General features: G+C 47.6%; 23 protein-coding genes. 8 read left to right on the top strand and 15 right to left on the bottom strand.

Annotated features, from left to right (window positions below):
- Positions 1-58: 58 nt before the first annotated feature.
- Positions 59-595, bottom strand: coding sequence for a DUF1273 domain-containing protein (locus tag OCV68_RS11625; protein ID WP_262572829.1), 537 nt, complete (start codon positions 593-595; stop codon positions 59-61).
- A 214-nt stretch (positions 596-809) separates the two neighbouring features.
- On the opposite strand from OCV68_RS11625, the gene alr reads away from it, so the two are divergent.
- Positions 810-1,997 (top strand): alanine racemase, encoded by a 1,188-nt coding sequence (gene alr, locus OCV68_RS11620; RefSeq protein ID WP_262572828.1) that lies wholly within the window; start codon positions 810-812, stop codon positions 1,995-1,997.
- On the opposite strand, the gene OCV68_RS11615 is transcribed toward alr, so the two are convergent.
- Positions 1,991-2,272: a hypothetical protein gene (locus OCV68_RS11615; RefSeq protein ID WP_022475377.1), complete on the bottom strand. Its 282-nt coding sequence runs from the start codon at positions 2,270-2,272 to the stop codon at positions 1,991-1,993. The genes alr and OCV68_RS11615 overlap by 7 nt on opposite strands.
- A gap of 568 nt (positions 2,273-2,840) precedes the next feature.
- Between OCV68_RS11615 and OCV68_RS11610 the strand changes: the two genes are divergently transcribed.
- From OCV68_RS11610 to thrB, 3 genes are all read left to right on the top strand, one after another.
- A complete protein-coding gene (locus OCV68_RS11610; protein ID WP_022475378.1) occupies positions 2,841-3,323 on the top strand; it encodes an ACT domain-containing protein in 483 nt (160 codons plus the stop codon).
- An 86-nt stretch (positions 3,324-3,409) separates the two neighbouring features.
- Positions 3,410-4,630, top strand: coding sequence for a homoserine dehydrogenase (locus OCV68_RS11605; protein ID WP_262572827.1), 1,221 nt, complete (start codon positions 3,410-3,412; stop codon positions 4,628-4,630).
- A 68-nt stretch (positions 4,631-4,698) separates the two neighbouring features.
- Positions 4,699-5,592, top strand: a complete 894-nt coding sequence (gene thrB, locus OCV68_RS11600; RefSeq protein WP_262572826.1) for a homoserine kinase — start codon at positions 4,699-4,701, stop codon at positions 5,590-5,592.
- Positions 5,593-6,484: 892 nt separating this feature from the next.
- On the opposite strand, the gene OCV68_RS11595 is transcribed toward thrB, so the two are convergent.
- The 5 genes from OCV68_RS11595 to OCV68_RS11575 form a co-directional block, all read right to left on the bottom strand.
- Positions 6,485-6,892: a hypothetical protein gene (locus tag OCV68_RS11595; RefSeq protein WP_262572825.1), complete on the bottom strand. Its 408-nt coding sequence runs from the start codon at positions 6,890-6,892 to the stop codon at positions 6,485-6,487.
- A gap of 94 nt (positions 6,893-6,986) precedes the next feature.
- Complete coding sequence (locus tag OCV68_RS11590; RefSeq protein WP_262572824.1) at positions 6,987-9,560, bottom strand: ABC transporter permease; 2,574 nt, start codon at positions 9,558-9,560, stop codon at positions 6,987-6,989.
- On the bottom strand, positions 9,538-10,434 hold the full coding sequence (locus tag OCV68_RS11585; RefSeq protein ID WP_262572823.1) for an ABC transporter ATP-binding protein: 897 nt from the start codon (positions 10,432-10,434) through the stop codon (positions 9,538-9,540). The genes OCV68_RS11590 and OCV68_RS11585 overlap by 23 nt, the downstream gene beginning before the upstream one ends.
- Entirely contained in the window at positions 10,427-10,804 is a 378-nt protein-coding gene (locus OCV68_RS11580) for a GntR family transcriptional regulator (protein WP_262572822.1), read from the bottom strand. The genes OCV68_RS11585 and OCV68_RS11580 overlap by 8 nt, the downstream gene beginning before the upstream one ends.
- A complete protein-coding gene (locus OCV68_RS11575) occupies positions 10,764-10,937 on the bottom strand; it encodes a hypothetical protein (protein ID WP_262572820.1) in 174 nt (57 codons plus the stop codon). Before OCV68_RS11575 ends, OCV68_RS11580 begins: the two co-directional genes overlap by 41 nt.
- 288 nt (positions 10,938-11,225) lie before the next feature.
- On the opposite strand from OCV68_RS11575, the gene OCV68_RS11570 reads away from it, so the two are divergent.
- A complete protein-coding gene (locus OCV68_RS11570) occupies positions 11,226-12,128 on the top strand; it encodes a hypothetical protein (protein WP_262572817.1) in 903 nt (300 codons plus the stop codon).
- A 154-nt stretch (positions 12,129-12,282) separates the two neighbouring features.
- Here the strand turns inward: OCV68_RS11570 and OCV68_RS11565 are convergent, their stop codons facing one another.
- From OCV68_RS11565 to OCV68_RS11530, 8 genes are all read right to left on the bottom strand, one after another.
- A complete protein-coding gene (locus OCV68_RS11565; protein ID WP_262572814.1) occupies positions 12,283-14,157 on the bottom strand; it encodes a heavy metal translocating P-type ATPase in 1,875 nt (624 codons plus the stop codon).
- 12 nt (positions 14,158-14,169) lie between these two features.
- Positions 14,170-14,388, bottom strand: coding sequence for a heavy-metal-associated domain-containing protein (locus tag OCV68_RS11560; protein WP_022475663.1), 219 nt, complete (start codon positions 14,386-14,388; stop codon positions 14,170-14,172).
- 75 nt (positions 14,389-14,463) lie between these two features.
- The gene (locus tag OCV68_RS11555) at positions 14,464-14,820 is read right to left on the bottom strand and encodes an ArsR/SmtB family transcription factor (RefSeq protein ID WP_022475664.1); all 357 of its coding nucleotides are present in this window, start codon (positions 14,818-14,820) and stop codon (positions 14,464-14,466) included.
- A 12-nt stretch (positions 14,821-14,832) separates the two neighbouring features.
- On the bottom strand, positions 14,833-15,450 hold the full coding sequence (locus OCV68_RS11550) for a class I SAM-dependent methyltransferase (protein WP_262572813.1): 618 nt from the start codon (positions 15,448-15,450) through the stop codon (positions 14,833-14,835).
- A 765-nt stretch (positions 15,451-16,215) separates the two neighbouring features.
- Positions 16,216-17,388, bottom strand: coding sequence for a hypothetical protein (locus OCV68_RS11545; protein WP_262572812.1), 1,173 nt, complete (start codon positions 17,386-17,388; stop codon positions 16,216-16,218).
- On the bottom strand, positions 17,385-18,239 hold the full coding sequence (locus OCV68_RS11540) for an RluA family pseudouridine synthase (protein ID WP_262572809.1): 855 nt from the start codon (positions 18,237-18,239) through the stop codon (positions 17,385-17,387). Before OCV68_RS11540 ends, OCV68_RS11545 begins: the two co-directional genes overlap by 4 nt.
- Positions 18,232-19,092: a DUF975 family protein gene (locus OCV68_RS11535; RefSeq protein WP_147623089.1), complete on the bottom strand. Its 861-nt coding sequence runs from the start codon at positions 19,090-19,092 to the stop codon at positions 18,232-18,234. The genes OCV68_RS11540 and OCV68_RS11535 overlap by 8 nt, the downstream gene beginning before the upstream one ends.
- Positions 19,067-19,747, bottom strand: a complete 681-nt coding sequence (locus tag OCV68_RS11530; RefSeq protein ID WP_147623090.1) for a histidine phosphatase family protein — start codon at positions 19,745-19,747, stop codon at positions 19,067-19,069. Before OCV68_RS11530 ends, OCV68_RS11535 begins: the two co-directional genes overlap by 26 nt.
- Positions 19,748-19,923: 176 nt before the next feature.
- Here OCV68_RS11530 and OCV68_RS11525 point away from each other — a divergent pair, with 176 nt between their 5' ends.
- From OCV68_RS11525 to OCV68_RS11515, 3 genes are read left to right on the top strand one after another with little or no spacing between them, the layout of a single operon-like run.
- Complete coding sequence (locus OCV68_RS11525; protein ID WP_262572806.1) at positions 19,924-20,904, top strand: GTP-binding protein; 981 nt, start codon at positions 19,924-19,926, stop codon at positions 20,902-20,904.
- Positions 20,905-20,925: 21 nt separating this feature from the next.
- Positions 20,926-21,897, top strand: coding sequence for a choloylglycine hydrolase (bsh, locus tag OCV68_RS11520; RefSeq protein ID WP_262572804.1), 972 nt, complete (start codon positions 20,926-20,928; stop codon positions 21,895-21,897).
- A gap of 19 nt (positions 21,898-21,916) precedes the next feature.
- Positions 21,917-22,534 (top strand): flavodoxin family protein, encoded by a 618-nt coding sequence (locus OCV68_RS11515; protein WP_262572801.1) that lies wholly within the window; start codon positions 21,917-21,919, stop codon positions 22,532-22,534.
- Positions 22,535-23,005: the final 471 nt, after the last annotated feature.

The raw sequence follows: 23,005 nt of genomic DNA, 5'->3' as shown, positions 1-23,005 counted from the left end.
CCGCAGGGCTTGAAAAATCTGCGGCAATGATTTATAATAGTACGTGCTGGTGTTTTCATCAGAACAAGCTCAACTGATCCTTATCGGGGAAAAGGGTGTTTATGTCTATGCGGCGAACATCTAACCCCTGATTCACGGCATAGCGCAGAGTCTGCCCCGTGCCGCTTTTTTCATTTGCGATAACGGCGATAAGGCGGGAGGAGTTATCCACCATAAAGCGGTTTCGCTGCTGCATACAGGCTCTGGTGTATTCCTCGGAAATGACCACGGTCTCGGAAGCGGCTGAGATTATCCTGCCGAAAGCCCATTTATCCGCACCCTTGAAGCTGCTGCCAATGTCACGATATGGCAGGGCGGCTATCAGTCTGAGTGGCATATCCGCCGCAAGGGAAAGGACTATCTCCCCTGCCCAGAGGTCAATGCCACGCTGCATACCGGTGATAAAAGTATCATAGCCGTCATTCACGGCAGCGGTTATTTCAGTATAGAGCATACTTTTTATGACCTTTGCTTCGGGTGAATCGGAGCTTCCTCCGGGGAGTTTTTCGGGGCGGTGACCTGTAAAGCAGGCTGTTTTTTCTCTGATAATATCCATAGCGCTGTCCTTTCCGTATGTATTGGAATTATTATATCACATGAGAAAGGGATTGGCAAGGGAAAGGCTGAAAATAGGAGATAAAAAGAACCGTGCTATTAAAAGCACGCACCTTTCGTTTCGGCGGCTCACCGTTGATTTCTTATCAATTCATATCAGCCGCTCCCAACGAATACTATAAAAATATTCTCATCTTTAAAGGAGATAACATATAATGAAAACTTTTCTGAAAAGAGCCTGGACTGAAATACATCTCGACAGGCTGAAGGATAATTTCACCGAGCTGAAAAAGCTCACCGATGAGACCCACACTCAGGTCGCCTGTGTTGTAAAGGCTAACGCTTACGGTCATGACGACGAAAACATCGTGCCTTTTCTGGAGGGACTGGGTGCAAAATTTTTCCTTGTCTCCAACATCAAGGAGGCTGAAAAAGTCCGCCGCTGCGGAAGCGGAAGCGAAATTCTCATTCTCGGTCACACTCCTGCGGAATATGCTGCCGAGCTGGCTGAAAATGACATTATCCAGGCTGCGGTTTCTGAGGAATACGCCCGTGAGCTTTCGGAAGAGGCTGTCAAGTGCGGCGTTAAGGTAAAGATCCACCTTGCCATTGACACGGGCATGGGCAGAATCGGCATATGCGTTTATGACGATGACTCCTGCCGCAGGGCTGCCGAGCAGGCTGAGCGTGTGAGCCGCCTTGAGGGTGTTATCCTTGACGGCGTATTCACCCACTATGCTTCCGCTGACAGCTACGCTGAGGACGATGAAAAATACACCGAGATGCAGACCGAGCTGTTCTTCAAGACCTGCGGATACATAAAGGAAAAGGGCGTAAAACTCCGTCACACCCATTGTCTCAACAGCGCAGGCGGCGCTTTCCATTACGACAGCCGCAGCACTCTTGTGCGCTACGGCATCATGCTCTATGGTCTGAAGCCTGACGTAAGCCTTGATATGCCCTGTGAGCTGAAGCCCGTTATGGACTTAAAGGCGGCTGTATCATATGTAAAGCAGCTCAAAGCGGGCAGCTATGTAAGCTACGGCAGAATATTCCGTGCCGACCATGACATCACCGCCGCAACCATTCCCATAGGCTATGCGGACGGCTATGCACGCAACCTTTCGGGCAAGGCGCACGTTATCATCAACGGCAGAAAGGCTCCCATTATCGGACGTGTGTGCATGGACCAGCTGATGGCTGACGTTACCGGCATTCCCGATGTAAAGGAAGGCACGACCGTTACTCTCATTGGCACTGACGGAAACGAGACCATCACGGCGGACGATCTGGCAGGAATGTACGGCACTATCGGATACGAGGTCATCTGCGGCATTTCCAAGCGTATCCCCCGTGTTATCTACAAGGGAGATGAAATTTCCGACGTTGTGGAATATTATTGATACAAGCACATTACAATAACTGCGGCGGCGCATATTATCACCGAAAGTCTGAACAGCAGACCGATGATATGCGCCGCTTTTTTTGCGGGCTTTTTGGTGCTGTACATAAATGCGGGGTCGGATATCTCACGCTCCAGCTCTGCCATTTTCATTTCCGCTTCCATGCCGACACCGCCGGGGAGCTTGTCCGTACGCAGAAAGACCACGGCTTTTTCAAAATACTCGCTTTCAGGGAAATTTACTTCAAGTATCCGCTTGTTTACGCCCTTTATCATATTTACTGCTCCTTAAATTTACGTATTATACTAATCTTCAATCGCTCTATAGGCAAAGCCGACAGATGAAATAAGACCAGTCAAGGAAAGCGACCGCAGGCGGGCTTGCCGCCCGGCAAGGGAGCTTGACGAAGAATGGGCTTATTTCAGCCGAGGATCTGTCTGTAGGTTGATCGAAGATTAGTATTATTAATGTTATTATGTTCCGATGCAGGGAGAATATACAGAACGTAATGGCAGATAAGGACTATTTCAACGGAGTTTTCAAAGTATTGTTGAAAACTCCGTTGAAAAGTCCTGTTATCAGCAGTCTTTTATATAAAAAGAGTGTTGAAAGCTGTTGAAAAGCGGTTATACTCTGCGTAAATTGTAAAAATATGCGGCGGGAAGCCCCCATGCGTGGGCAATACCTCCAAAATATGCGTATGGGTACGGTGGGAATAATGGTTAAAATTTTACTTGACAAAGGAAGGAAAAAATGTTATCATTGTAGTTACGTCGAGTACATTTGTATTTCCAACACGGACTTTGCTATGTACATCATATAACATATATGGAGCTGATTGGTATGACAGTTGAAAAATCAACCGGATCGACACTTCCCGCTGCGGGGAGCGATGCTAAATATGCAGTTGTCAGCTGCGACGTGCTTCCCGAAGTGTTTCTTAAAGTAATGGAAGTCAAGCGCCTGCTTGCCTGCGGGGAGGAGAAAAGCTCCGCTTCCGCCTGCAAAAGGGCTGATATTTCCAGAAGTGCCTTTTATAAATACCGTGACAGCGTTTACACCTACGAGGAAAAGCTGACGGGCAGGATAATCTCCCTTTACGCAGTGCTGCGTGATATGCCCGGCGTGCTTTCATCGGTGCTTGCCTGTCTTCACAAGTGCAGCGCCAATGTGCTGACGCTGAACCAGAGCGTACCTATTGACGGTGCGGCTGCGGTCACGGTAACAGTCAAGCTTTCGGGCGGCCCTATGGACGGTCCCTCGCTGCGCAGAGCTGTTCTGGGCGTTGAGGGCGTTGTGGAGGCAAGGCTCATATCGGAAGAGTGACCTCTTCCGTGAAGAATGACCTCTTCTGTGAAGAATAAAATTCTTCCATCATAACTACAGTACAATATTTTTAAGGAGTTTATATTATGGCTAAATTTGCAGTTCTCGGACACGGCGTTGTTGGCTCGGGCACAGTTGAGCTTTTCCTGAAAAACAAGGAGCAGATCAACAAGAAATCCAACATTGATCTTGACCTCAAGTACATTCTTGATATCAGGGATTTCCCCGGACTTCCCTATTCCGACAAGTTCACCAAGGATATCAACGATATCCTGAACGATGACGAAGTTACCGTTGTTGCAGAGGTAATGGGCGGCGTTCACCCCGCTTATGACTTCGTTCTCGCCTGCCTCAACAAGGGCAAGAGCGTATGCACCTCCAACAAGGAGCTGGTGGCAAAGAAGGGCGCTGAGCTGCTCAAGGCTGCAAAGGATCACAACTGCAACTTTATGTTCGAGGCTTCCACAGGCGGCGCTATTCCCATTATCAGACCCCTCAGAAGCTGCCTTGCGGCAAATGAGATAACAGAGATAGCAGGTATCCTCAACGGCACCACAAACTTTATCCTTACAAAGATGATAACCGAGAAGATGTCCTTTGAGAATGCTCTGGCAATGGCTCAGAGACTGGGCTACGCCGAGAAGAACCCTGCTGCCGATGTTGAGGGCGCTGACGCCTGCAGAAAGATCTGCATTCTCTCCTCTCTCGCTTTCGGCAAGCACGTTTATCCCGACTGGGTACACTGCGAGGGCATCACAGAGCTTACTCTCGAGGACGTTGCATATGCTCAGAGCTGGGGCGGCGCTGTAAAGCTCATCGGCTCCGTAAAGAAGCTTGACGACGGCAAGATACTCCCCATGGTGGCTCCCAGATTTGTTTGCAGCGACTGCCTGCTTTCAAGCATTGACGACGTATTCAACGGCATCATGGTATGCGGCGACGGCTTTGACAAGGTAATGTTCTACGGCAGAGGCGCAGGTAAGCTTCCTACAGCAAGCGCAGTGCTGGGCGACGTTATCGACTGCGCAAAGCACAACACCACCATTCTTTCCCAGATGTGGGAGGACAGCACCGACAACAGCTTCATCGAGGACTACAAGGAAGCTGAGGTACGTATGTATGTTCGTGTAAAGGGTGCAGACAAGGCGGCTGTGGCTGCTCTGTTCGGCGATGTGGAATATCTTTCAAGAGAAGGTCAGCCTGATGACGAGCTGGCATTCATCACTGCACAGGATAAGGAGAAGAACATCACCGAGAAGTTAGAAAAGCTTAACGTTCTCGGAAAGATCAGACTTCTTGATATGTAAAAAGATCACGGACGGAATAATTCCGTCCGTTTGCTTTAGAGGAAAACTATTTGAAAAGAAGTGATAATATGATAAAAATTAAAATACCTGCCACCAGTGCAAACCTGGGCGCAGGCTTCGATGCGCTGGGACTTGCTCTCAGCTACTATAACTATGTGAATATGGAAGAGGCCGACGGCTGCCACATAAAGTCGCTGGACGACACGGAAGTCCCCACCGACGAAACCAACCTTATCTACCACACCGCAAAAACTGTTTATGAGATATGCGGAAAGGACTTCAAGGGACTTACCATCGAGCAGACCAACCATATCCCCATGGCAAGAGGTCTGGGAAGCTCCAGCGCCTGCATTATTGCAGGTCTTGTGGGTGCAAACCACCTTATGGGCAATCCCCTTTCACTTGATGAAATGGTAAATCTTTCCGCTCAGATAGAAGGTCACCCCGACAACACCGCTCCCGCACTGCTGGGCGGCATAGTTACCGCAGTATTTGACGGAAAGTGCGTTCACTGGGTAAAGCAGGAGGTTTTCACCACGCTGAAATTCATTGCAGTGATACCCGACTTTGAGCTTAAAACGGAAAAGGCAAGAGCCTGCCTGCCAAAAGAGGTGGCTCATTCGGACGCAGTGTATAACCTTTCCAGAGCGGCGCTTTTCTCTGCATCCCTGCTGACAGGAAAGTACGAGAACCTGAGAACTGCCGTTCACGACAGGCTTCACCAGCCATACAGAATGGAGCTTATCCCCCACGCAAGGGACGTTTTTGACATTGCCTACACCAACGGTGCATATGCTTCCTACATAAGCGGCGCAGGTCCTACACTTATGACAATAGTTGATGCGGAGAACAAGTTCTTTGGCGGAAAGATGCGTTTTGCGCTGGACAACATGGGTCTTGAGAACTGGGAAGTCAAGGAAATGCACATAGACAACAAGGGAACCTGTGTTGTTGATGAATAATAGCAAATGCTGTTGCAGATATGCGGCAGCATTTGCTTTATTACATGAGAACGTGTCACAAATGACAAAGTTTGCTCAAATGAGAGCAAGGCAAAGGGTTTAGGTCAAGCCTTTTTCCCGAAAGGCTTGCGGGAGTCCAGAGGGCAGAGCCATCTGGTCGCCCTCCGCAGAGGGCGAAATCTGTTTGCTGACGGTATAAATAATTGACTTGATAGCCGACTGACTAACAAATCCTAAAGCCGCCTGCACCAAAAGTTCAAAACCAAGTGAAACAGACATTTTATCTCAAATTATCTTAAAACTATTTTATGCAGGCGGCTTGAAACTGAGAGCAATTTCGCAGAAATTGCGTTTCAGTTTCCGCCGTAAGGCGCAGGTACGGTCAAATTCACTTTTCATTTTTATAAAGTCCGTACCAATGCAAAGGAGACACCTAATGGGAGAGGGGGGAAAGTAAAACCCTACAAAAGCGGGCATTCCCCCCTCTCCCCTACGGTTTCTCCTCTGCACTCCTCTTCCCTACCCTCTCACCCCCACCAAGCCCGCTTTTACCGTTGTGCTTAACTTTCTTCATTTGGCTCCTTTATTTGATTATGCTTAACCTCTTTCACCGCCGCCCCGCTCATTTGCGGTCTGGCATTTATATATCGAGTATCTGCTGTTAGTTTTGCTTGGTTCTGCGGTGGGGATTGGTTTTATTGTACGTCATAGGTTTAATTACAACGATATCTGTCAGCAAACATTTTGCATATGTAAAAGCTGTTGCGTTCAGTGGACTTCCTAAACTTTTTACCTTGCTCTTATTTGCACAAATCTTTTATATGCGCAAAAAAACAAAAGGCTGCTGCACTTGTGCAATCGCACCGTGCAGCAGCCTTCTTTTTATGCTATGTTATCTTGTCTGAGTGGTGGTCATGGTATTATTGTCATGCTCGCCGGGAAGAATATCATCAAGGATATCTTCTGCGCCTGTTACTGCGTCGTCAACGATGTCCTCTGCTCCTGTAACTACGTCCTCGATAAAGCCGTCGCCGTCAATGTCCCCGGTACGGGCACCGTCTGCACCGTTACGGGCATTTTCTGCTCCGTTGCGTGCGCCATTTTCTCCGATAGCATTTCCGTCGCCGTTCTGAGGATCGTTGTTTCCTGAGTCGCCCATTACGCCGTTCTGTGTTGTGCCGTTTGTTGTGCCATTTGTTGTTCCATTGGTGCTGCCGTTATTGTTGTTTGCTCCGCAGGCGGTAAGCATTACCGCTGCACAGCAAAGGGCAATAGGAGCAGCAAACTTTTTAATCTTCATATGGTCTGTTCCTTTCTTATCCGTTGGCTTTTTGCAAAAAGCGTGGACAGAACTGCGCAAACCCTTTCAAGCCGTTTTTTCCTTTATACGGTGCTTAATATACAACATCATTGGATACTGCTACAGTGACTTCATATTCATAGTCATCGTAGTTTTCATAGTCATCATAGTAAGCTTCATTCGTGTCATTTAAATTCATACCGATAAAGTCATTCATAGCATCGTATATAGCGGAAGCTGCGTCCTTGCCATAGTAATACCCAATAGCCGAAACTATTTTGTCCCTGCCGTAATATTCAGTGAATTTACTGAGGAAACGCTGATATGTTCCTGACATATTGCCCGTATCGTCCATTGCCTTAGCTTGTTCAATGAAGCAATCGGCAGCTGAGCGAATGAATACTCTTTCCGCAAGCTCGTTATACTTCGCAGGAATTGCGGCAACAGTTCCGTCCACGCTAATAGTATATCTGACATCATCGGATTTATACCTTTTGCGGCTGACTTCAAGAAGCTTTGCAATATCGTCGTAATATTCATTGATGAATGAGTAGCTGCCTACGTTGTAAACAAACATTCCGTCGTTATTGACGTCCACGTAATCCATGATATATGAGCTGCTTGCAAAATCGGCATTGCCTCTGAACTCCCTGCCTGACGCATAGCTTGCCAGACCGAGGTCGGAAACACAGTTCAGCATATGGTTATTGACATATCCCATTGCCACGCTTTCGGTCATATCGGTGATATTTTCGGCATCAAGTCCGCAGGAACGGAGATATTCAAGTGCTGCGGTATATGAGCCGCTGATATCAAGAGTAAGATAATCGACTGAAAGCTGATATGAGGGCTTTTCGGGTGTGAAATACTCCTCTTCCGTTTCGTCTGTGATGTCATTTCTCAGTGCCTTTGCAAGGTTATCGGTAAAATCTTCGGGGAGTGTGATGTAAGGTACGGAAACCGAACCGTCAGCCGCCTGTCCGTTTTCGTTATACTTCCACTGAGGTGAAAGCACTGCGGTATAATTCTCATATTTATTTTTTTCGGAAAACTCCTGCGAATGGAGCTTTGCATATTCCATTTGTTTTTCAAGCTCTTTCAGCTTTGTTTCAACAGCATCTGCCCTTGCATTGCGCAGGTCATCGGTGGTATCCATTTTAATAAACCTTGCCATAGCATCTTCATCAAGGCTTATAAATCTGTAAACCATTTTGCCCGATTTGAGCCTGTACACGACCTCCAGCTGCTGTGTGTAGATATTGTTAAGCTCATTGTTATTACGCTTCTCAATATATTCACTGTGCAGCTCGGTGATAGTCTGTATATTTTCGGGCTGAGTGAGCTTTGTGGGAGCACTGCCGTAAATATCAAAATAAGCAAGCTCTCCCTGGCTCTGGTCGTTAAAGCCTGTGTAGGGGATATAAACACATTTTACGGAAGATGGGGCGGGAACATAGCTTCCTATGCCAAAGCCGTCGGTATTGCGTATGAGCATATATGAGCCTGATGCCACGCCCATTGTGAGGACATATATCACAATGCCTTTAATAATATGTCCGAACCCTCTGTTGCGTACCACATGGAACACAAAGTAAACCACTGCGGTAACTATGAGCATGGGAATTACCTCTGCACCGTCATCTATCATAAATGAATAGCAGATGCAGAACATTGCCATGGTAAGGATAACGTGGTAGAATACTCCGAAAACAACGGGCTTTCCCGTATCCTCAGCCCTGCGCCGGCGGTAGATAAGATATGTGCCTGCGCCGAGAAGCACGGTTATCAGCAGGAACAGTCCGCACCACTGGGGATAGGTATAATATGCTGCAAAAATACGGTTGTTATCCTCATAATAGATATCGTTCAGTGAAAGCACCAGCCCTGCCACGCCGCCGAATGGTCCGCAGAGTGAAATCGCCTTGTAGGCATATCTGTCAATGCTTACGCCGTCAGCATTTGTCATTACCGCATTTATTATCATGTATGCCACAAGGGGAACGAGAACGTTAAGCAGAATGTTGTAGCCTATGCTCTCAAAAATATTTCCGCACAGCGAAGCCACAAACACGGTCACGGTGTAGAACATTATCATAAGCAGTATGCCGCCTATTATCCCTCTCCAGAGATAGGGCGCTGCTGTGCTGAACAGGTCGCAGGTCCATGAAGATGTTACCTCAATGGGGTCATCGCTGGAATGGATGTAAAAGGTCTTTCCGTCAAAGCCGAGGTGTCCTATGAGCATAAGTATCCATGTGATAATCTGGGCTGCTGCAAAGGGGACTATGTATATGAACAGTCCCGAGAGAAAATCGGACACAAAGCGCTGTGAGGTGCTCATGGGCAGCCCCATTCGCATATCAACGTCCGTCTTTTTGTAAAGGTAGCTGAAAACGCTGAGGGCGCAGATAAGTCCCGCAGCCGCTCCCATTCCCGTGGTGAAAACTGCTATAACAGCATATATGTCCAGATCAAACGCTTTGCCGTTTTCGAACATCTGTATCATTGCCGATATGATCAGCATGGGCATTGCCATTATGTGAAGAATGAATATTATCACCATCAGCTTGAAATTCGTGATGACGTTCTGCCTGCCGTTGTGAAGCATTGCCTTGCTGAAAAACTTCTTTTTTGTATCGTTCATATTAACTGAGCTGTCCTGCGTCATAACCCAAGCCCTCCATTTCGTAAATAAATATTTCCTCCAGCGTCAGGGGAATAAGGTCAAGCACCACGGGAGATTTCTCCGCAAACTTTTCCCTTATCTCCTTTTCCGAGCCTTTCATTATGATGTAATGCACGCTCTGGGAACGGTCATAGTGGAGAATACCGTACTTTTCAAAGTCCTCACGGGAATATTCCTCGTTGAACACTGCCTGCACCTTATGGATATTGCCCTTGATGGTATCAAGATCACGGTTGAAAAGTATCTTGCCCTGATGGAGCAGCGCCACGCTGTCGCAGACCTCGTTTATCTCTTTAAGGTTGTGGGACGAAATGACGGTGGTAAGCTTGCGGTCAAGCATTGCGTCAACCAGCATACGCTTTACGATTATGCGCATGGTGGGGTCAAGGCCGTCAAACGCCTCATCAAGTAGAAGATAATCCGTGCAGCAGGCAAGGCCGATTATAACTATCGCCTGGCGCTTCATACCCTTTGAAAAGCGGTCTATGCGCTTATCCTCGGGAAGCTTTACGGTTTTCAGCAGCTCCTGATATACCTCCTCGGAGAATTTGGGATAAAAGCCCTTGTAATAGTTTTTCAGCTCCTTGACGGTATATGTACCGAACTGGACTGTTTCGTCGTTGATGAAAAACACACGGCTCTTTATGTCGGTATTGTCAAACACCTCGTCACCGTCAACGGTAACATTTCCCGACTCTGCCTTGTATATTCCCGTGAGCAGTCGCAGGATAGTGGATTTTCCCGCACCGTTGGAGCCGAGAAGTCCGAATGACGTTCCTGTGGGAATCATAAGGTCAACGTTGTCGAGAGCGGTAAAATCGCCGAATTTTTTTGTTACGCCTGCAAGCTTAATCATTGCTGCCGCCACTTCCTTTCTTGTATATCTCTTTTACTGCCGAAATTATAACGTCCTCCTCCAGCCCCGACAGCACAGCTTCGGTGGCAGCCTTTCTGAAATCCGCCATGGCGTTCTCACGAATGGTATCCGACTTTTTTTCGGATATGAAGCTGCCCCGTCCTGGGAGGGAGTATATAACGCCGTCCCGCTCAAGGTTCTGGAACGCTTTGGAGACGGTATTGGGGTTAACGCCCAGTGATTTTGCCAGCCCTCTTACTGAGGGCAGCTTATCTCCCGGCATAAGCTGACGCTTTACCACCAGCTCTGTGACCCGTCGGTAGAGCTGCTCATAGATCGGAGTTCTGCTTTGAAGGTCTATATCGAACATTCTCGGTGCTCCTTTCCAGTTTCAGGCTTTCATGAATGCCGCTGACCGCCAGCATTACGAGCGTTGCTGACAGAAGAGCAAGTGCAAATATCCCGCCCACTGCTTCGCCTGTGATATAAAATGCGTATGTCATTGTAATGCTCCTTTCGCTTTCTTTACCCTGTGTCAACTGTATTATTTATCTTAATACAGTTATAACACACTTTTCTGCGTTTGTCAAGAGGTAAAATAAAAAAATCATTCAACAGCCTTTTGGCGGTTTGTTCAAAATAAATAATATTTTCGTCAGCCATGGCTTATTTTTGGCGCAATCTGGGATTTTTGTTAAGAGGACGTAATTTTTCCTATAAAGCGATTGAATTTGCGAAAAAATCAAGTATAATGTATAGTGACATAAAACATCTGTCAAGGAGATGCTAAAATGAAAAAAGCTTTTATAACCTTTCTTGCGGTCATTTCAGCTATGATAATGTTTACCGCCTGCGGCAGCAACGGCAGCAGCGATAACAGCAATGGCAGCGACATCAACGACAGCTCCGCTGATACCGCATCTGATATATCTGCTCAGGACACAACCGTTTCCGAGACAGAAAAGGCCTCCGCTGCCACCTCAGGCTCCGATACAGCAGAAAAAAGCCTATCTTCTGCCCTTGACGGCACCCTCTGGGCAGGAACTGACTACAGAGCAAACCGTTATGCTGTGGGATTTAACGGCAATCAGGCTTATTTTGCCGACAACGATACCTCTGTCACGGAGGGATATTGGGCGGTAAATGACGATACCCTGCGCATATACCGTGATGAAGCCAATACCGAAAAGCTTTTGGAGATACCATTGTCATATGATATCCAGAAAAATATGCTTATCCTCAACGAATTTGCTGTAATGACCCAGACGGATATTGCTCCCGATCAGGTGCAGGAGGCTTTTGAGCAGACATCGGAGGCGTGTGAGGCGGCAAAGCTGCTCCAGGATTCATATTGGTCAGCTTATAATGACGGCTCGGCAAAAGCTATCCATATTTCAGATGTCTCACTGGAGCTTATAACCGTAAAATCAGACGGCTCCGCCGATACTGCCGATTATATCTGGAGCATTGATAAGGATAACCTTTGTCTTTACGACGATAACTATGCGCTGAAGCTTACCTACAGATGGCAGGTATCGGATAACGGAAGCAAGATAACTCTCAGCGATGCAGATGAGCAGGACGATTCAGATGCGGCGGATACTTCCCTTGAATACACTGCCCTTACGGAAGAGCAGTCAAAGGATATAGTAAATTGCCTGCTGGGAATAATTGCGGATAATAAGAATAAATAATAAAAAGGTCAGACCAAAGGGCTCTGCCCTCAGTGGACTTCCTAAACCCTTTACTTTGCTCTCATTTGTGCTGATTTTTTATAAATTCCTTTATCGGTAAATAAAAAAGTGGCTGCTGCATTTTATTGCAACAGCCACTTTAAATTTTTCAAAATCACTTTGCTTCCTTGGCAACTCTCATAGCCCTCATGGCGTTGAGAATCGCTATTATAGATACGCCAACGTCTGCAAAAACAGCTCCCCACATATCCGCCATTCCCAGTGCGCCGAGAATAAGTATCAGTGCCTTTACGCCAAGCGCAAATACTATGTTCTGGTGAACTATGGATATGGTCTTGCGGGCTATCTTCATGGCTGTGGCTATCTTATGTGGGTTATCGTCCATGAGAACGATGTCCGCAGCCTCAATGGCAGCGTCCGAACCCATAGCGCCCATTGCGATGCCGATATCCGCTCTGGTGAGAACAGGAGCGTCGTTTATTCCGTCGCCCACGAATACGAGAGTTTCCTTTTCCTGCTTCTCGCTGAGGAGCTTTTCAACGCAGTCAACCTTGTCTGCGGGGAGAAGCTCTGCGTGATATTCGTCGATACCCAGAGTTTTTGCACAATCAGCGCCGACTCTGCGGTCATCGCCTGTGAGCATGACAGTCTTTCTGATGCCAAGCTGTTTAAGGTCTCTGATAGCCTCCGCTGCGCCGTCCTTGAGGGAGTCGGAGATAATGATGTGTCCCTTGTAAACGCCGTCAACGGCAACGTGTACGGCTGTACCTGTCTTGTGGCAATCGTGAGCGCCCTCGGCATTTACGGCATTCATGAGCTTCAGGTTTCCGACTGCAACATTTTTGCCGTCGATAACAGCCTTAACGCCCTGACCTGCCACCTCGGTAACGCCGCTTATGCGTGATGTATCACATTCCTTGCCCCATGCACGCTTGAGTGAAAGCGAGATCGGGTGGTCGGAATAGCACTCAGCCAGACAGGCGATCTCCAGCAGAGCTGTTTCGTCGATGCTGTCGGGGTGAACTGCTGTTACCTCAAAGGAGCCTTTTGTAAGGGTTCCTGTCTTGTCAAAAACTGCGATCCCTGCGCTTGCAAGTGCTTCAAGATAGTTGCCGCCCTTGATGAGCACGCCTGCCTTGGAAGCTCCGCCGATACCGCTGAAAAAGCTGAGTGGTATGGAAATTACCAGCGCACAGGGGCATGAGATCACAAGGAATGTCATTGCACGGTATATCCATGTTCTGGGGTCGCCTGTGATTATCGAGGGAATGACCGCCAGCAGCACTGCGCCGATCACAACGGCAGGGGTATAATATCTGGAGAACTTTGTAATGAAGTTCTCGCTCTTGGACTTCTTTTCCTGGGAGTTTTCCACCAGCTCCAGTATCTTTGAAACTGTGGATTCGCCGAACGCCTTTGTTACCTTTACACGGATAATGCCCGAAAGGTTCACGGAGCCGCTTATTATCTCGTTGCCCTCGTTTACGTTTCTGGGAATTGATTCGCCTGTGAGCGCCGAGGTATCGACAGTGGAGGTGCCTGATACAACAACGCCGTCCAGAGGAACTTTCTCGCCAGGCTTTATTACGATAACACTGCCGCATTCCACTTCCTCGGGGTCAACCTTTTCAAGCTCGCCGATCTCGTTTTCAATATTGGCATAATCGGGGCGGATATCCATAAGCTCGGTGATTGATTTTCTTGATTTATTGACCGCATAGGACTGGAACAGCTCGCCTACCTGATAGAAAAGCATTACCGCAGTTCCCTCGGAGTATTCGCTTGTGGCAAATGCACCGATAGTGGCTATGGTCATAAGAAAACATTCGTCGAACACCTGCAAATGGATTATGCCCAGTATTGCCTTGCGCAGAATGTCATATCCGATGATGAGATAGGGCACAAGATATGCCACAAGCTCCCATATGCCGATATCCACACCCGAAACATGGAAGAATATCATTTCGCCTGCAAGGATAATAAAGCTGATTATTATCCTTACAAGCATTTTCTTCTGCTTTTTGGTCATAGCTTCACGCCCTTACATTACGATAGTGCAGTCAGGCTCGATCTTCTTGCAGCGTGCGGCAGCTTCCTTCATAATATCGTTGAAGCGTGCGTCATCTGCAGTAATGGTGAGCTTCTGAGAAATAAAGCTTACGGTTGCGGACTCAACGCCGTCAATTTCGTTAATAGCGTTTTCCATTTTCTTGGCGCAGTTTGCGCAGTCAAGATCCTCAAGCTTAAATACCTTTTTCATAATAATATCTCCTTTAAAATAATTTTTATTTTTACCGCAGATGATTTGCGGATTTTGGCTGTAGTTTTATGAGCGTCACTGCTCTTCGATATGCTCCATACCTGTTTCGATGATGCTTCTTACATGGTCATCGGAAAGTGAGTAGAACACTATCTTTCCTTCCTTTCGGAAGGTCACCAGCTTGTTGTTTTTTAGCACTCTCAGCTGATGTGACACCGCCGTCTGGCTAAGACCCAGAAGCTGCGCCATGTCGTTTACGCAAAGCTCCGATTCAAACAAAGCATACAGTATTCTTATGCGTGTTGTGTCGCCGAATACCTTGTAAAGCTCTGCCAGATCGTAAAGAGTTTCCTCGGGGGGCATCTGCGCCATTACCTTGTTTACCACGTCCTCATGGACGCAGAGAAATTCTTCTCTGTTCTGTTCTGCCATTGCAGACCCTCCTTATTTTTTTATCACGGCAAAGCCCAGCGGAACATTTCCGTGGATATACCTTGTGGAATACTCTGCACAGCCGTTTGCCTCGGCGTTGTCGGCGATGAAATTGAGGTATTCGTCAACAGTGAACGCCTTGCTGTAATCAAATCCCATAAGCTTATAAAGCTTTATAAGGAGCCTGAACGCTCCCGCCTCCGCCTGAAGATATGTGGGGATAATTATTTTTCCTCCCGGCTTTGTAACACGTATCAGCTCGCTGAAAGCCTTCTGCGGGTCATCGAGGAGATGTATCACATTGCCTGCGATAACGGCGTCATATCTGTTGTCGGGATCTTTCAGGGCGGTCATATCACGCTTTGCAAAGCTGATATTGTATATTCCCAGCCGACGGGCTTTTTTCATAGATTCGATGAGCATTTCCTTTGACATATCGGTGCAGGTGACGTGCTTTGCCTTTTTTGCGGCGGCCATTGAAAGCGCTCCCGTGCCTGCGGCGCAGTCCAGGACCAGCGCCCCTTGGGGTATTTCGTTTTCCACAGCCTTTGCCATCTGGTCGTTTACCGACTTATTTGTAAATTCAGCCAGATCATAAAGACAGGCTATTTTATCCCAGAATGTTTTCATTTCTGTCTCTCCTTTTATATGTTATCATATGTTCATCTGTTCATATGATAACATATAAAGACATTCTTGTCAATAGTTTTGCATATAGTTACAAATATTATATGGCTCATATATATTTTTATATACCTTGGGGGTTGGATTTTTGCGGACGATATAGGAAATCATCACGCAGGGCTAAGCAAAACTAACCGCATATACTCGATATAGCACATAAAATCCGATAATACAAGGGAGAGGACATTCTTATAAATTTGCTCTCAAATAAACAAAAGAACTCCAAATAAAAGAACTGAGTGAAATTAAAATCCGTAAACATAGCTATAGAAAAAGGTACAAATAGATGAATGGGGTCAGGTCTCCGGCGGCAAGCAAAATGTGGGGGGATAAAAAACGGCAGGGAATGGGGGGTTCAAGGAAGAGATGAGTGCTTGCCTTTTTCAAGGCATGGAGAAACCATCAGGGGGGAAGGGGAATGCCGCTTTTTGCCCTTGCTTTAGTTTAATACTAAGCACCAATTAAAAACTATACAAAAAATTGAGCATAATCTTGCGTATATGGATTATGCGATGATTTTTTGTCTATAGTTTTATTGGTGATTAGTATAATTAACCTTTGGTTAATACTTCCCACCCGGTGGTGTCTCCTTTGCATTAGGTACGGACATATTAAAATGAAAAGTGAATTTGTGCGAACTTTTTAATATGCCCCTTAACTAAAAAAAGACTGCCGGGCTATGGCAGTCTTTTGAATATAGTTATGCTATGATCATTTCACAGCAAATATCTCTCCGTTGCTGAGATATGCTGTTCTCTCTCCCAATGTGAAAATATCCTGTGCATGGATATTCTCAAATGCGGTACTGAGTATTTTAAGCTCCCTGCGGCACTTTTCCCTTTTCTTCTCGGAAGCTATCTCGGGAAGCAGGAACTTTACTGTTCCGTCCGCATAAAGCACTCCTATGCCGTACAGTCCCCCATACAGCTTTACAGGTGGATTTTCCTTCCCGCAGAGCGTATATTTTGCCACAGTCTCGCACTTTTTATCGGTTATCTTTGTTTTGATTATGCCATATCCCTCTTTCAGTCCGCAGAGGTAATATGCAAATCCGCCGAAAACGCACACGTCGTAAATGTCCTCGTATGTTTTTTCAAAGCTGTAGAAATCCCCGTCCTCCGAGTGCATAAGGAATGAGCGGTGATCCTCTGTTATAACTGCCGCAAAGGAAGCTTTTCCCAAGGGAAGGCATTTTTTCACCGAGACCTCCGCCGCAGAAAATCCGCCGTCGGTATTTTCAGCATCGCATATATCGCTGCCTGTTATCTCGATAAGCGCTCCCAGGCTGACGGTCTTTTCAATCTCCCCTGAGCTGCCGCAGACGTACATCAGGCAGTCGGAGAAAATGTGAAACTTTCCGTTCATTGAGCAGATATATTCGGGGTCGGTAAGTCCGCAGAAAACAGGCTCCTTTGATTTATCGGAATAGACCATAACTCCGCCCTTGTCGGTGATGAAGAACATTCCGCTTTCCGACACCTCGGCACCTATTACGCCTGTGGGGCAGCGGAACTCCTGCACCTGTATATTCTGTGACGCATCGTCGGTCACTTCCGAGAGCATATATGCACGGCAGTCCTTTTCAGCGCCATATATTACAGCGGCAGACCTGCGGTCGTTATCCGAGCAGACAAGTCTGGGGGAGCTGTCCGTATCCACACGCACGATTTCCGCAACCCTGAGCTTTTCTATGGTTTTAGGCTTTGGTGCATTCTCACGGCTTGCAGGCTTTTCGGGGCTTTTTTTGCTTTTTGTTGCAGGCTGTGCCTTTTGCTGAGCTTTTTTCTGCGTGCCTGAAGTCTGAGCCGATGTGAGCGCAGCACCTGCAGCAGCTCCCGCACCTGCGGCGGCTGTACAAAGAAGAGCGATATCCTTAGCTTTCATAACATTTCCTTTCGTATAATTTCAGTCATATCTTCGGGCATATCCGCCGAAACGGTGACATTTTTACCGCTTACGGGGTGTATAAAGCTCATTTTTCCGCAGTGAAGAGCCTGACGTGCTATAAGCTTTCGGCTTCCGCCGTACATATCGTCCCCTGCCAGGGGATGGCTTATATGGGAAAGATGCACTCTTATCTGGTGGGTGCGGCCCGTTTCAAGGCGTATTTCCAGCAGGGTGCAGTTATTCATACATTTAAGCGGCTTTATTACAGTGACTGCATTTTTTCCGTCGGGGCGGACTTCACGCATTATCACCGAGCCGTCGGCACGGCCTATGGGCAGGTCTATCCTCTGCGGGTCTGAGACGATTCCCTCACAGACGGCGTAATACACCTTTTCGGTGACGGTCATATCCGCTCCCAGCTTGTTTTTGGCGGCAATGCACAGCCCCGATGTGTCCTTATCCAGCCTGTTGACTGCACGAAACGGCATATCCAACTGCGCCGCAAAGACATTTTCCAGCGTATCGTCATAATGCCCGTGAGAACGGTGAACTGCCATGCCTGCGGGCTTATTGTATATGATAAGGTCGCTGTCCTCATACACCGTGGGCACGGTTAGTTCACGGTTGGGCACAATATCGTTCCCGCTGCCCATGGGGATTTTAAGAAGCACTCTGTCCCCTGCAAATACCTTGTCTATAGTGCGGCAAAGCTCGCCGTTTCGGGTGATGCCGCCCTCGGTGCGCTTCATTGCGACAATGAGCCGCCGTGAAAAGCCCCGCTTTTTAAGCAGGGCTTCAAGTGTGTTTTCGCTTTCACAGATAATTTCCAGCTCTCTGAACTTATCCAACAGGCATATTCTCCTTTTGCTTCTGCTCGTTTTCGATGCTTTCGGGAGTTATCTCCGAATTTATCTGCTCGATGCTGTCGTTTATGAACACAGCCGAGGTCATATACAGATAGGGGATAAGCGCCAGCACGGGAAAGCCTGCGATGCAGATGACATACCAGCCTATGAAAGAGGCATAAAGCATCATCATATATGCGTACTTTTTGGAAACTATCTTTTTGCTGAGTTTTATGATATTGTCCGCACCCGCATCGGGATTATCCGCCAGAAGATAGCCCACGGGGACGTACTGCATTCCCGAAATAAGGAAGAACAGTATAAGTCCGCCGCATACCACGGCACAGCCGACTTTTAAAAGAAAAGCGCCCGTATCAGACATTTGGTATGTAAGCAGCTTTTTGGTAATTGATATTGTTACCGCCATGCAGGCTGCCGAAATTATTGCGGGGGTGAGCCTGCGCATATCGGTTATGACCTTGAGCTTTATAAGGCTCAGGGCATATTCGGTGGAACGGTAGCCCGCAAACACCGATGATACGGGCATCACATTCTTCTCCGCTGCGTGCCAGTAATACCATCGTATTCCAAGCATAAGTGGGGCGGTGCTGATGTAATATATCAGTATGAGTATTACCGAGCCGATGATAAAATTGGGCGGGAACGAATTGAACTTCGGCAGGATACTTCCCGTCTGCAAAGCGCCTGTTATTATGCCAAGCAGCATTATCACCGCATAGAAGAGCAGGAAAAGCCCCATCTGCAATAGGGATATGAACGCTACCTCCGCCCAGCACTTGCGGAAAAGCTCGGACGAGCGTTTTTTCAGATCACGAATCCCCGTCATCGTTGCCATAATCGAACAAAGCCTCCCCGGCGTCGTTATATCCCACAGCCTGATAGCCCGGGATCTTTCCAAGAATTTCAAAGCAGTAGCTCTGCTGCCACATCTGAGCCGTTACCATTATCTCGTAGCCGTGACCTACGGGGCAGGCAAATTCCATGGGCTTCATTTTGGGCAGACCAAAGCAGGACATCATATTCATAAGGATACCCGAATGGGTCATAACGCCTGCGTGGGTAATGCCCTCGTTCATCATATCAAGGATAATGGCATTAAGTGCTGTATAGCAGCGAACCATCATATTTCTGAGGCTCTCGCCGTTGGGTGGGGGATTGTCAAGGCCGCCTTTGAGCCATTTCTTGTAGCTGTCAAGATTAACAAGATCCTCGGCTTTTAGACCCTCAAAGATGCCGAAATCCATTTCCCTCAGGTCATCTACCTCGGTAAGCTCACGGTCGGGGAAGAGTATCTCCGCCGACTGAACCGCTCTTTCAAGGGGGCTGGTATAGACCTTCTGTACCTTGGGGTACTCGTGGGTCTCATACAGCTCCTTGAGCTGTGCCTTGCCCGCTTCGGAAAGGGGCAGGTCGGTCTTGCCTATATATATACCTTTTTCGTTTGCCTCGGTGCGTCCGTGGCGCAGGATACTTATTCTATAGCCTTTCAAGTGATTACATTCCTTTCAAAAATGTAGTTATATTTATTATATCACATTACGGTGAGGATTTCAACAGGTTATTTAAAAATGGCTGCTGCCCCTAACCCGTTGTCCCCTATTGAACATTTTATAAAAACGTGGTATAATAAGCAATAAGCAACCGAAACATATAAGGAGATGTTATTATGACTGAAATAGATCTTATCACAGGTATCCTCGGCTCGGGAAAAACCACCTTTATCAGGAAATATGCCCGCCACCTTATCGACAGCGGCAAGAAGATCGCCATTCTCGAAAATGACTTCGGTGCTGTTAATGTTGATATGATGATACTCCAAGACCTTAAATGCGACAGCTGCCAGCTGGAAATGATATCGGGCGGCGGCGACCCCGACTGCCACAAGCGCCGTTTCAAGACCCAGCTCATCGCCCTCGGTATGCAGCACTTTGACCGTGTTATAATGGAGCCTTCGGGTATTTTTGATATGGATGAGTTCTTTGACACCCTTTATGAGCCGCCTCTTGACAACTGGTTCAGAATAGGCAACATCTTCTCTGTTGTAGATGCACAGCTGGAGGATACTCTTTCCGACCAGATGGAATATCTGCTCGCTTCCGAGGCTTCCTGCTGTGGAAAGCTGCTTATGAGCAAGGTGAGCACCATTCCCGCAGACCAGCTCAGTCAGCGGGAGGAGAGCATCATCGCCCACCTGAACCGCTCCCTTGAATATATCGGCTGCCGCAGGCGCTTTTCCTCCGCCGATATGGTAACAAAGGAATGGGATGCTCTTACGGCTGATGATATGAACAAGCTTATGACCTCGGGCTACCGCAGCGAAAGCTATGTGAAGATGTTCAGCCAGGAGGATATCCGCAGCATGACCCATTATTTCATGCACATAAGGATAAAGGAAGCTTTGCTGCCTCAGGTGATAAAAGGCATTTTCGCAGATGAAAAGTGCGGACATATCTACCGCATAAAGGGCTTCACCCAGGACGACAAGGGCGGCTGGCTGAAAATAAACGCTCTTTCGGACAAGCTGGAGATCGCCCCCATTGATGACGGTCAGACCGTGTTTATCGTAATCGGCGACAACGTTGACCGTGCGCAGGTGGATAAGCACTTTACAGAATACAACACCGACCCCGAATATGTTTCTATATAAGATAAGTAAAGGAATGATTATATGTGTACAGCCGCTTCTTACAAGACCGACAACTTTTATTTCGGCAGAACTCTCGATTATGAAATGTCCTACGGCGAGGAGATAGTTATTATGCCAAGGAACTTCCCCCTGAAATTCAGGCACATTGGGAAGCTTTCCGAGCATTACGCCATCATCGGCACGGCTCATGTGGCAGGGGGCTGTCCCCTGTTTTATGACGGTGCCAATGAAAAGGGCCTTGCCATGGCAGGACTGAATTTCGTGGGCAACGCATATTATTTTGATAATGCCGCCGAAAAGGATAATATCCCACAGTTTGAGTTTATCCCATGGATACTGAGCAAATGCGCTGACCTTAACGAAGCAAAGGCGCTTCTTGGCAGGATAAACATTACAAACGAGCCGTTCAGCCCTCAGCTTCCCACAGCACAGCTCCACTGGATAATTTCGGACAAAACAGGCTCGATAGTTGTGGAGTCAGTAAAGGACGGGCTGAAAATATATGACGATCCTGTGGGCGTGCTTACCAACAATCCCCCTTTCGACAGGCAGCTTTTCAATCTTAATAACTATATGCACCTGTCCCCCAAGGATCCCAGCAACACATTCTCCGATGCACTTGACCTTACGACCTACAGCCGTGGTATGGGCGGATTGGGGCTTCCCGGCGACCTGTCATCACAGTCGAGATTTGTCCGCTGCGCATTTGTGAAAATGAACTCCCGCTCGGGCAGCGGTGAGGCGGAAAGCGTCAGCCAGTTCTTCCATATCCTGGGCTCGGTAGATCAGCAGAGGGGCTGCTGCGAGGTAAAGGGCGGATACGAGATAACCATTTACACCGCCTGCTACAACGCCGACAAGGGAATATATTATTACACCACCTACGACAATCATCAGATAACCGCCGTAAAGCTCCACAGCGAGAACATCGACGGCACAGAGCTTATAAGCTATCCTATGCTCACAGGCGGGCATATTCTGGAGCAAAACTGATATCGGGAGGAGAAAAGCAATGAAAGTTCTTATCATCAACGGCAGTCCGAGAGTAAACGGCAACACATCTGTAGCTGTACGTGAAATGGAAAAGGTCTTTGCGGAAGAGGGCGTGGAGACCGAGGTTGTGCAGGTAGGCAACAAGGATATCCGTGGCTGTATTGCCTGCGGATACTGCCGTGAAAGCGGCAAGTGCGTGTTCAACGACGTTGTGAACGAGCTTGCGCCAAAGTTTGAGGAAGCAGACGGACTTGTTGTGGCAAGCCCTGTTTACTACGCTTCCGCCAACGCAACACTTATCGCCTGTCTTACAAGGCTGTTTTACAGCACGCCCTTTGACAAGAGTATGAAAGTAGGTGCAAGCGTAGTTTGTGCAAGGCGTGGGGGCTGCTCCGCAACCTTTGACGAGCTGAACAAGTTCTTTACCATTTCCAATATGCCCATTGCTTCCAGCCAGTACTGGAACAGCATTCACGGCAGAGAACAGGGTCAGGCGGAGATGGACGAAGAGGGCAGGCAGACCATGAGGGTGCTTGCAAGGAACATGAGTTTCCTTATGAAGAGCATTGCGTTGGGAAAAGAGAAATATGGGCTTCCCGAAAAGGAAGAACATCTCTGGACGCATTTTATAAGATAACATTTTATAATATAAAATGCAAAAGCCATAGAAGAAGCATACTATTCTTTTATGGCTTTTTTGCTTGCAGTCAAGCGAACTTATTAAAAAGTATGCACAAATGAGGGCAAGGTAAAGGGTTTAGGAAGTCCATTGAGGGCGGAGCCATCTGGTTGCCCTTGCCGCAGTGGTAAAAGTAGTTTACCTGCCAACTCCGTTTGCTCACAGATATAGTTATTAAAATTATGATAAACAATATAGCCAATCCCCACCGCAGAGCTAAGCAAAACGAACAGCAGATACTTGATATCTAAACGCCAGACCGCAAATGAGCGGGGCGGCGGTGAAAGGCACGAAACAATATTCGATACAGGACAGGAGACAAGCTAAAAGTTAAAGCCAAACTGTAAAAGCGGGCTTAGTGGGGGTGAGAGGGTAGGGAAGAGGAGTGCAGAGGAGAAACCGTAGGAGAGAGGGGGGAATGCCCGCTTT

The sequence above is a fragment of the Huintestinicola butyrica genome (assembly GCF_025567215.1).
GTDB lineage: Bacteria > Bacillota > Clostridia > Oscillospirales > Ruminococcaceae > Huintestinicola > Huintestinicola butyrica.
Note: the sequence above shows the minus strand (reverse complement) of the source record. Positions and strands in the feature narration are given on the sequence as shown.

Bases quoted from the DNA above. Each gene is read 5' to 3' on its own strand.
- OCV68_RS11625 (WP_262572829.1), bottom strand. From the start codon at position 595: ATGGATATTATCAGAGAAAAAACAGCCTGCTTTACAGGTCACCGCCCC.
- alr (WP_262572828.1), top strand. From the start codon at position 810: ATGAAAACTTTTCTGAAAAGAGCCTGGACTGAAATACATCTCGACAGG.
- OCV68_RS11615 (WP_022475377.1), bottom strand. From the start codon at position 2,272: ATGATAAAGGGCGTAAACAAGCGGATACTTGAAGTAAATTTCCCTGAA.
- OCV68_RS11610 (WP_022475378.1), top strand. From the start codon at position 2,841: ATGACAGTTGAAAAATCAACCGGATCGACACTTCCCGCTGCGGGGAGC.
- OCV68_RS11605 (WP_262572827.1), top strand. From the start codon at position 3,410: ATGGCTAAATTTGCAGTTCTCGGACACGGCGTTGTTGGCTCGGGCACA.
- thrB (WP_262572826.1), top strand. From the start codon at position 4,699: ATGATAAAAATTAAAATACCTGCCACCAGTGCAAACCTGGGCGCAGGC.
- OCV68_RS11595 (WP_262572825.1), bottom strand. From the start codon at position 6,892: ATGAAGATTAAAAAGTTTGCTGCTCCTATTGCCCTTTGCTGTGCAGCG.
- OCV68_RS11590 (WP_262572824.1), bottom strand. From the start codon at position 9,560: ATGACGCAGGACAGCTCAGTTAATATGAACGATACAAAAAAGAAGTTT.
- OCV68_RS11585 (WP_262572823.1), bottom strand. From the start codon at position 10,434: ATGATTAAGCTTGCAGGCGTAACAAAAAAATTCGGCGATTTTACCGCT.
- OCV68_RS11580 (WP_262572822.1), bottom strand. From the start codon at position 10,804: ATGTTCGATATAGACCTTCAAAGCAGAACTCCGATCTATGAGCAGCTC.
- OCV68_RS11575 (WP_262572820.1), bottom strand. From the start codon at position 10,937: ATGACATACGCATTTTATATCACAGGCGAAGCAGTGGGCGGGATATTT.
- OCV68_RS11570 (WP_262572817.1), top strand. From the start codon at position 11,226: ATGAAAAAAGCTTTTATAACCTTTCTTGCGGTCATTTCAGCTATGATA.
- OCV68_RS11565 (WP_262572814.1), bottom strand. From the start codon at position 14,157: ATGACCAAAAAGCAGAAGAAAATGCTTGTAAGGATAATAATCAGCTTT.
- OCV68_RS11560 (WP_022475663.1), bottom strand. From the start codon at position 14,388: ATGAAAAAGGTATTTAAGCTTGAGGATCTTGACTGCGCAAACTGCGCC.
- OCV68_RS11555 (WP_022475664.1), bottom strand. From the start codon at position 14,820: ATGGCAGAACAGAACAGAGAAGAATTTCTCTGCGTCCATGAGGACGTG.
- OCV68_RS11550 (WP_262572813.1), bottom strand. From the start codon at position 15,450: ATGAAAACATTCTGGGATAAAATAGCCTGTCTTTATGATCTGGCTGAA.
- OCV68_RS11545 (WP_262572812.1), bottom strand. From the start codon at position 17,388: ATGAAAGCTAAGGATATCGCTCTTCTTTGTACAGCCGCCGCAGGTGCG.
- OCV68_RS11535 (WP_147623089.1), bottom strand. From the start codon at position 19,092: ATGGCAACGATGACGGGGATTCGTGATCTGAAAAAACGCTCGTCCGAG.
- OCV68_RS11525 (WP_262572806.1), top strand. From the start codon at position 19,924: ATGACTGAAATAGATCTTATCACAGGTATCCTCGGCTCGGGAAAAACC.
- bsh (WP_262572804.1), top strand. From the start codon at position 20,926: ATGTGTACAGCCGCTTCTTACAAGACCGACAACTTTTATTTCGGCAGA.
- OCV68_RS11515 (WP_262572801.1), top strand. From the start codon at position 21,917: ATGAAAGTTCTTATCATCAACGGCAGTCCGAGAGTAAACGGCAACACA.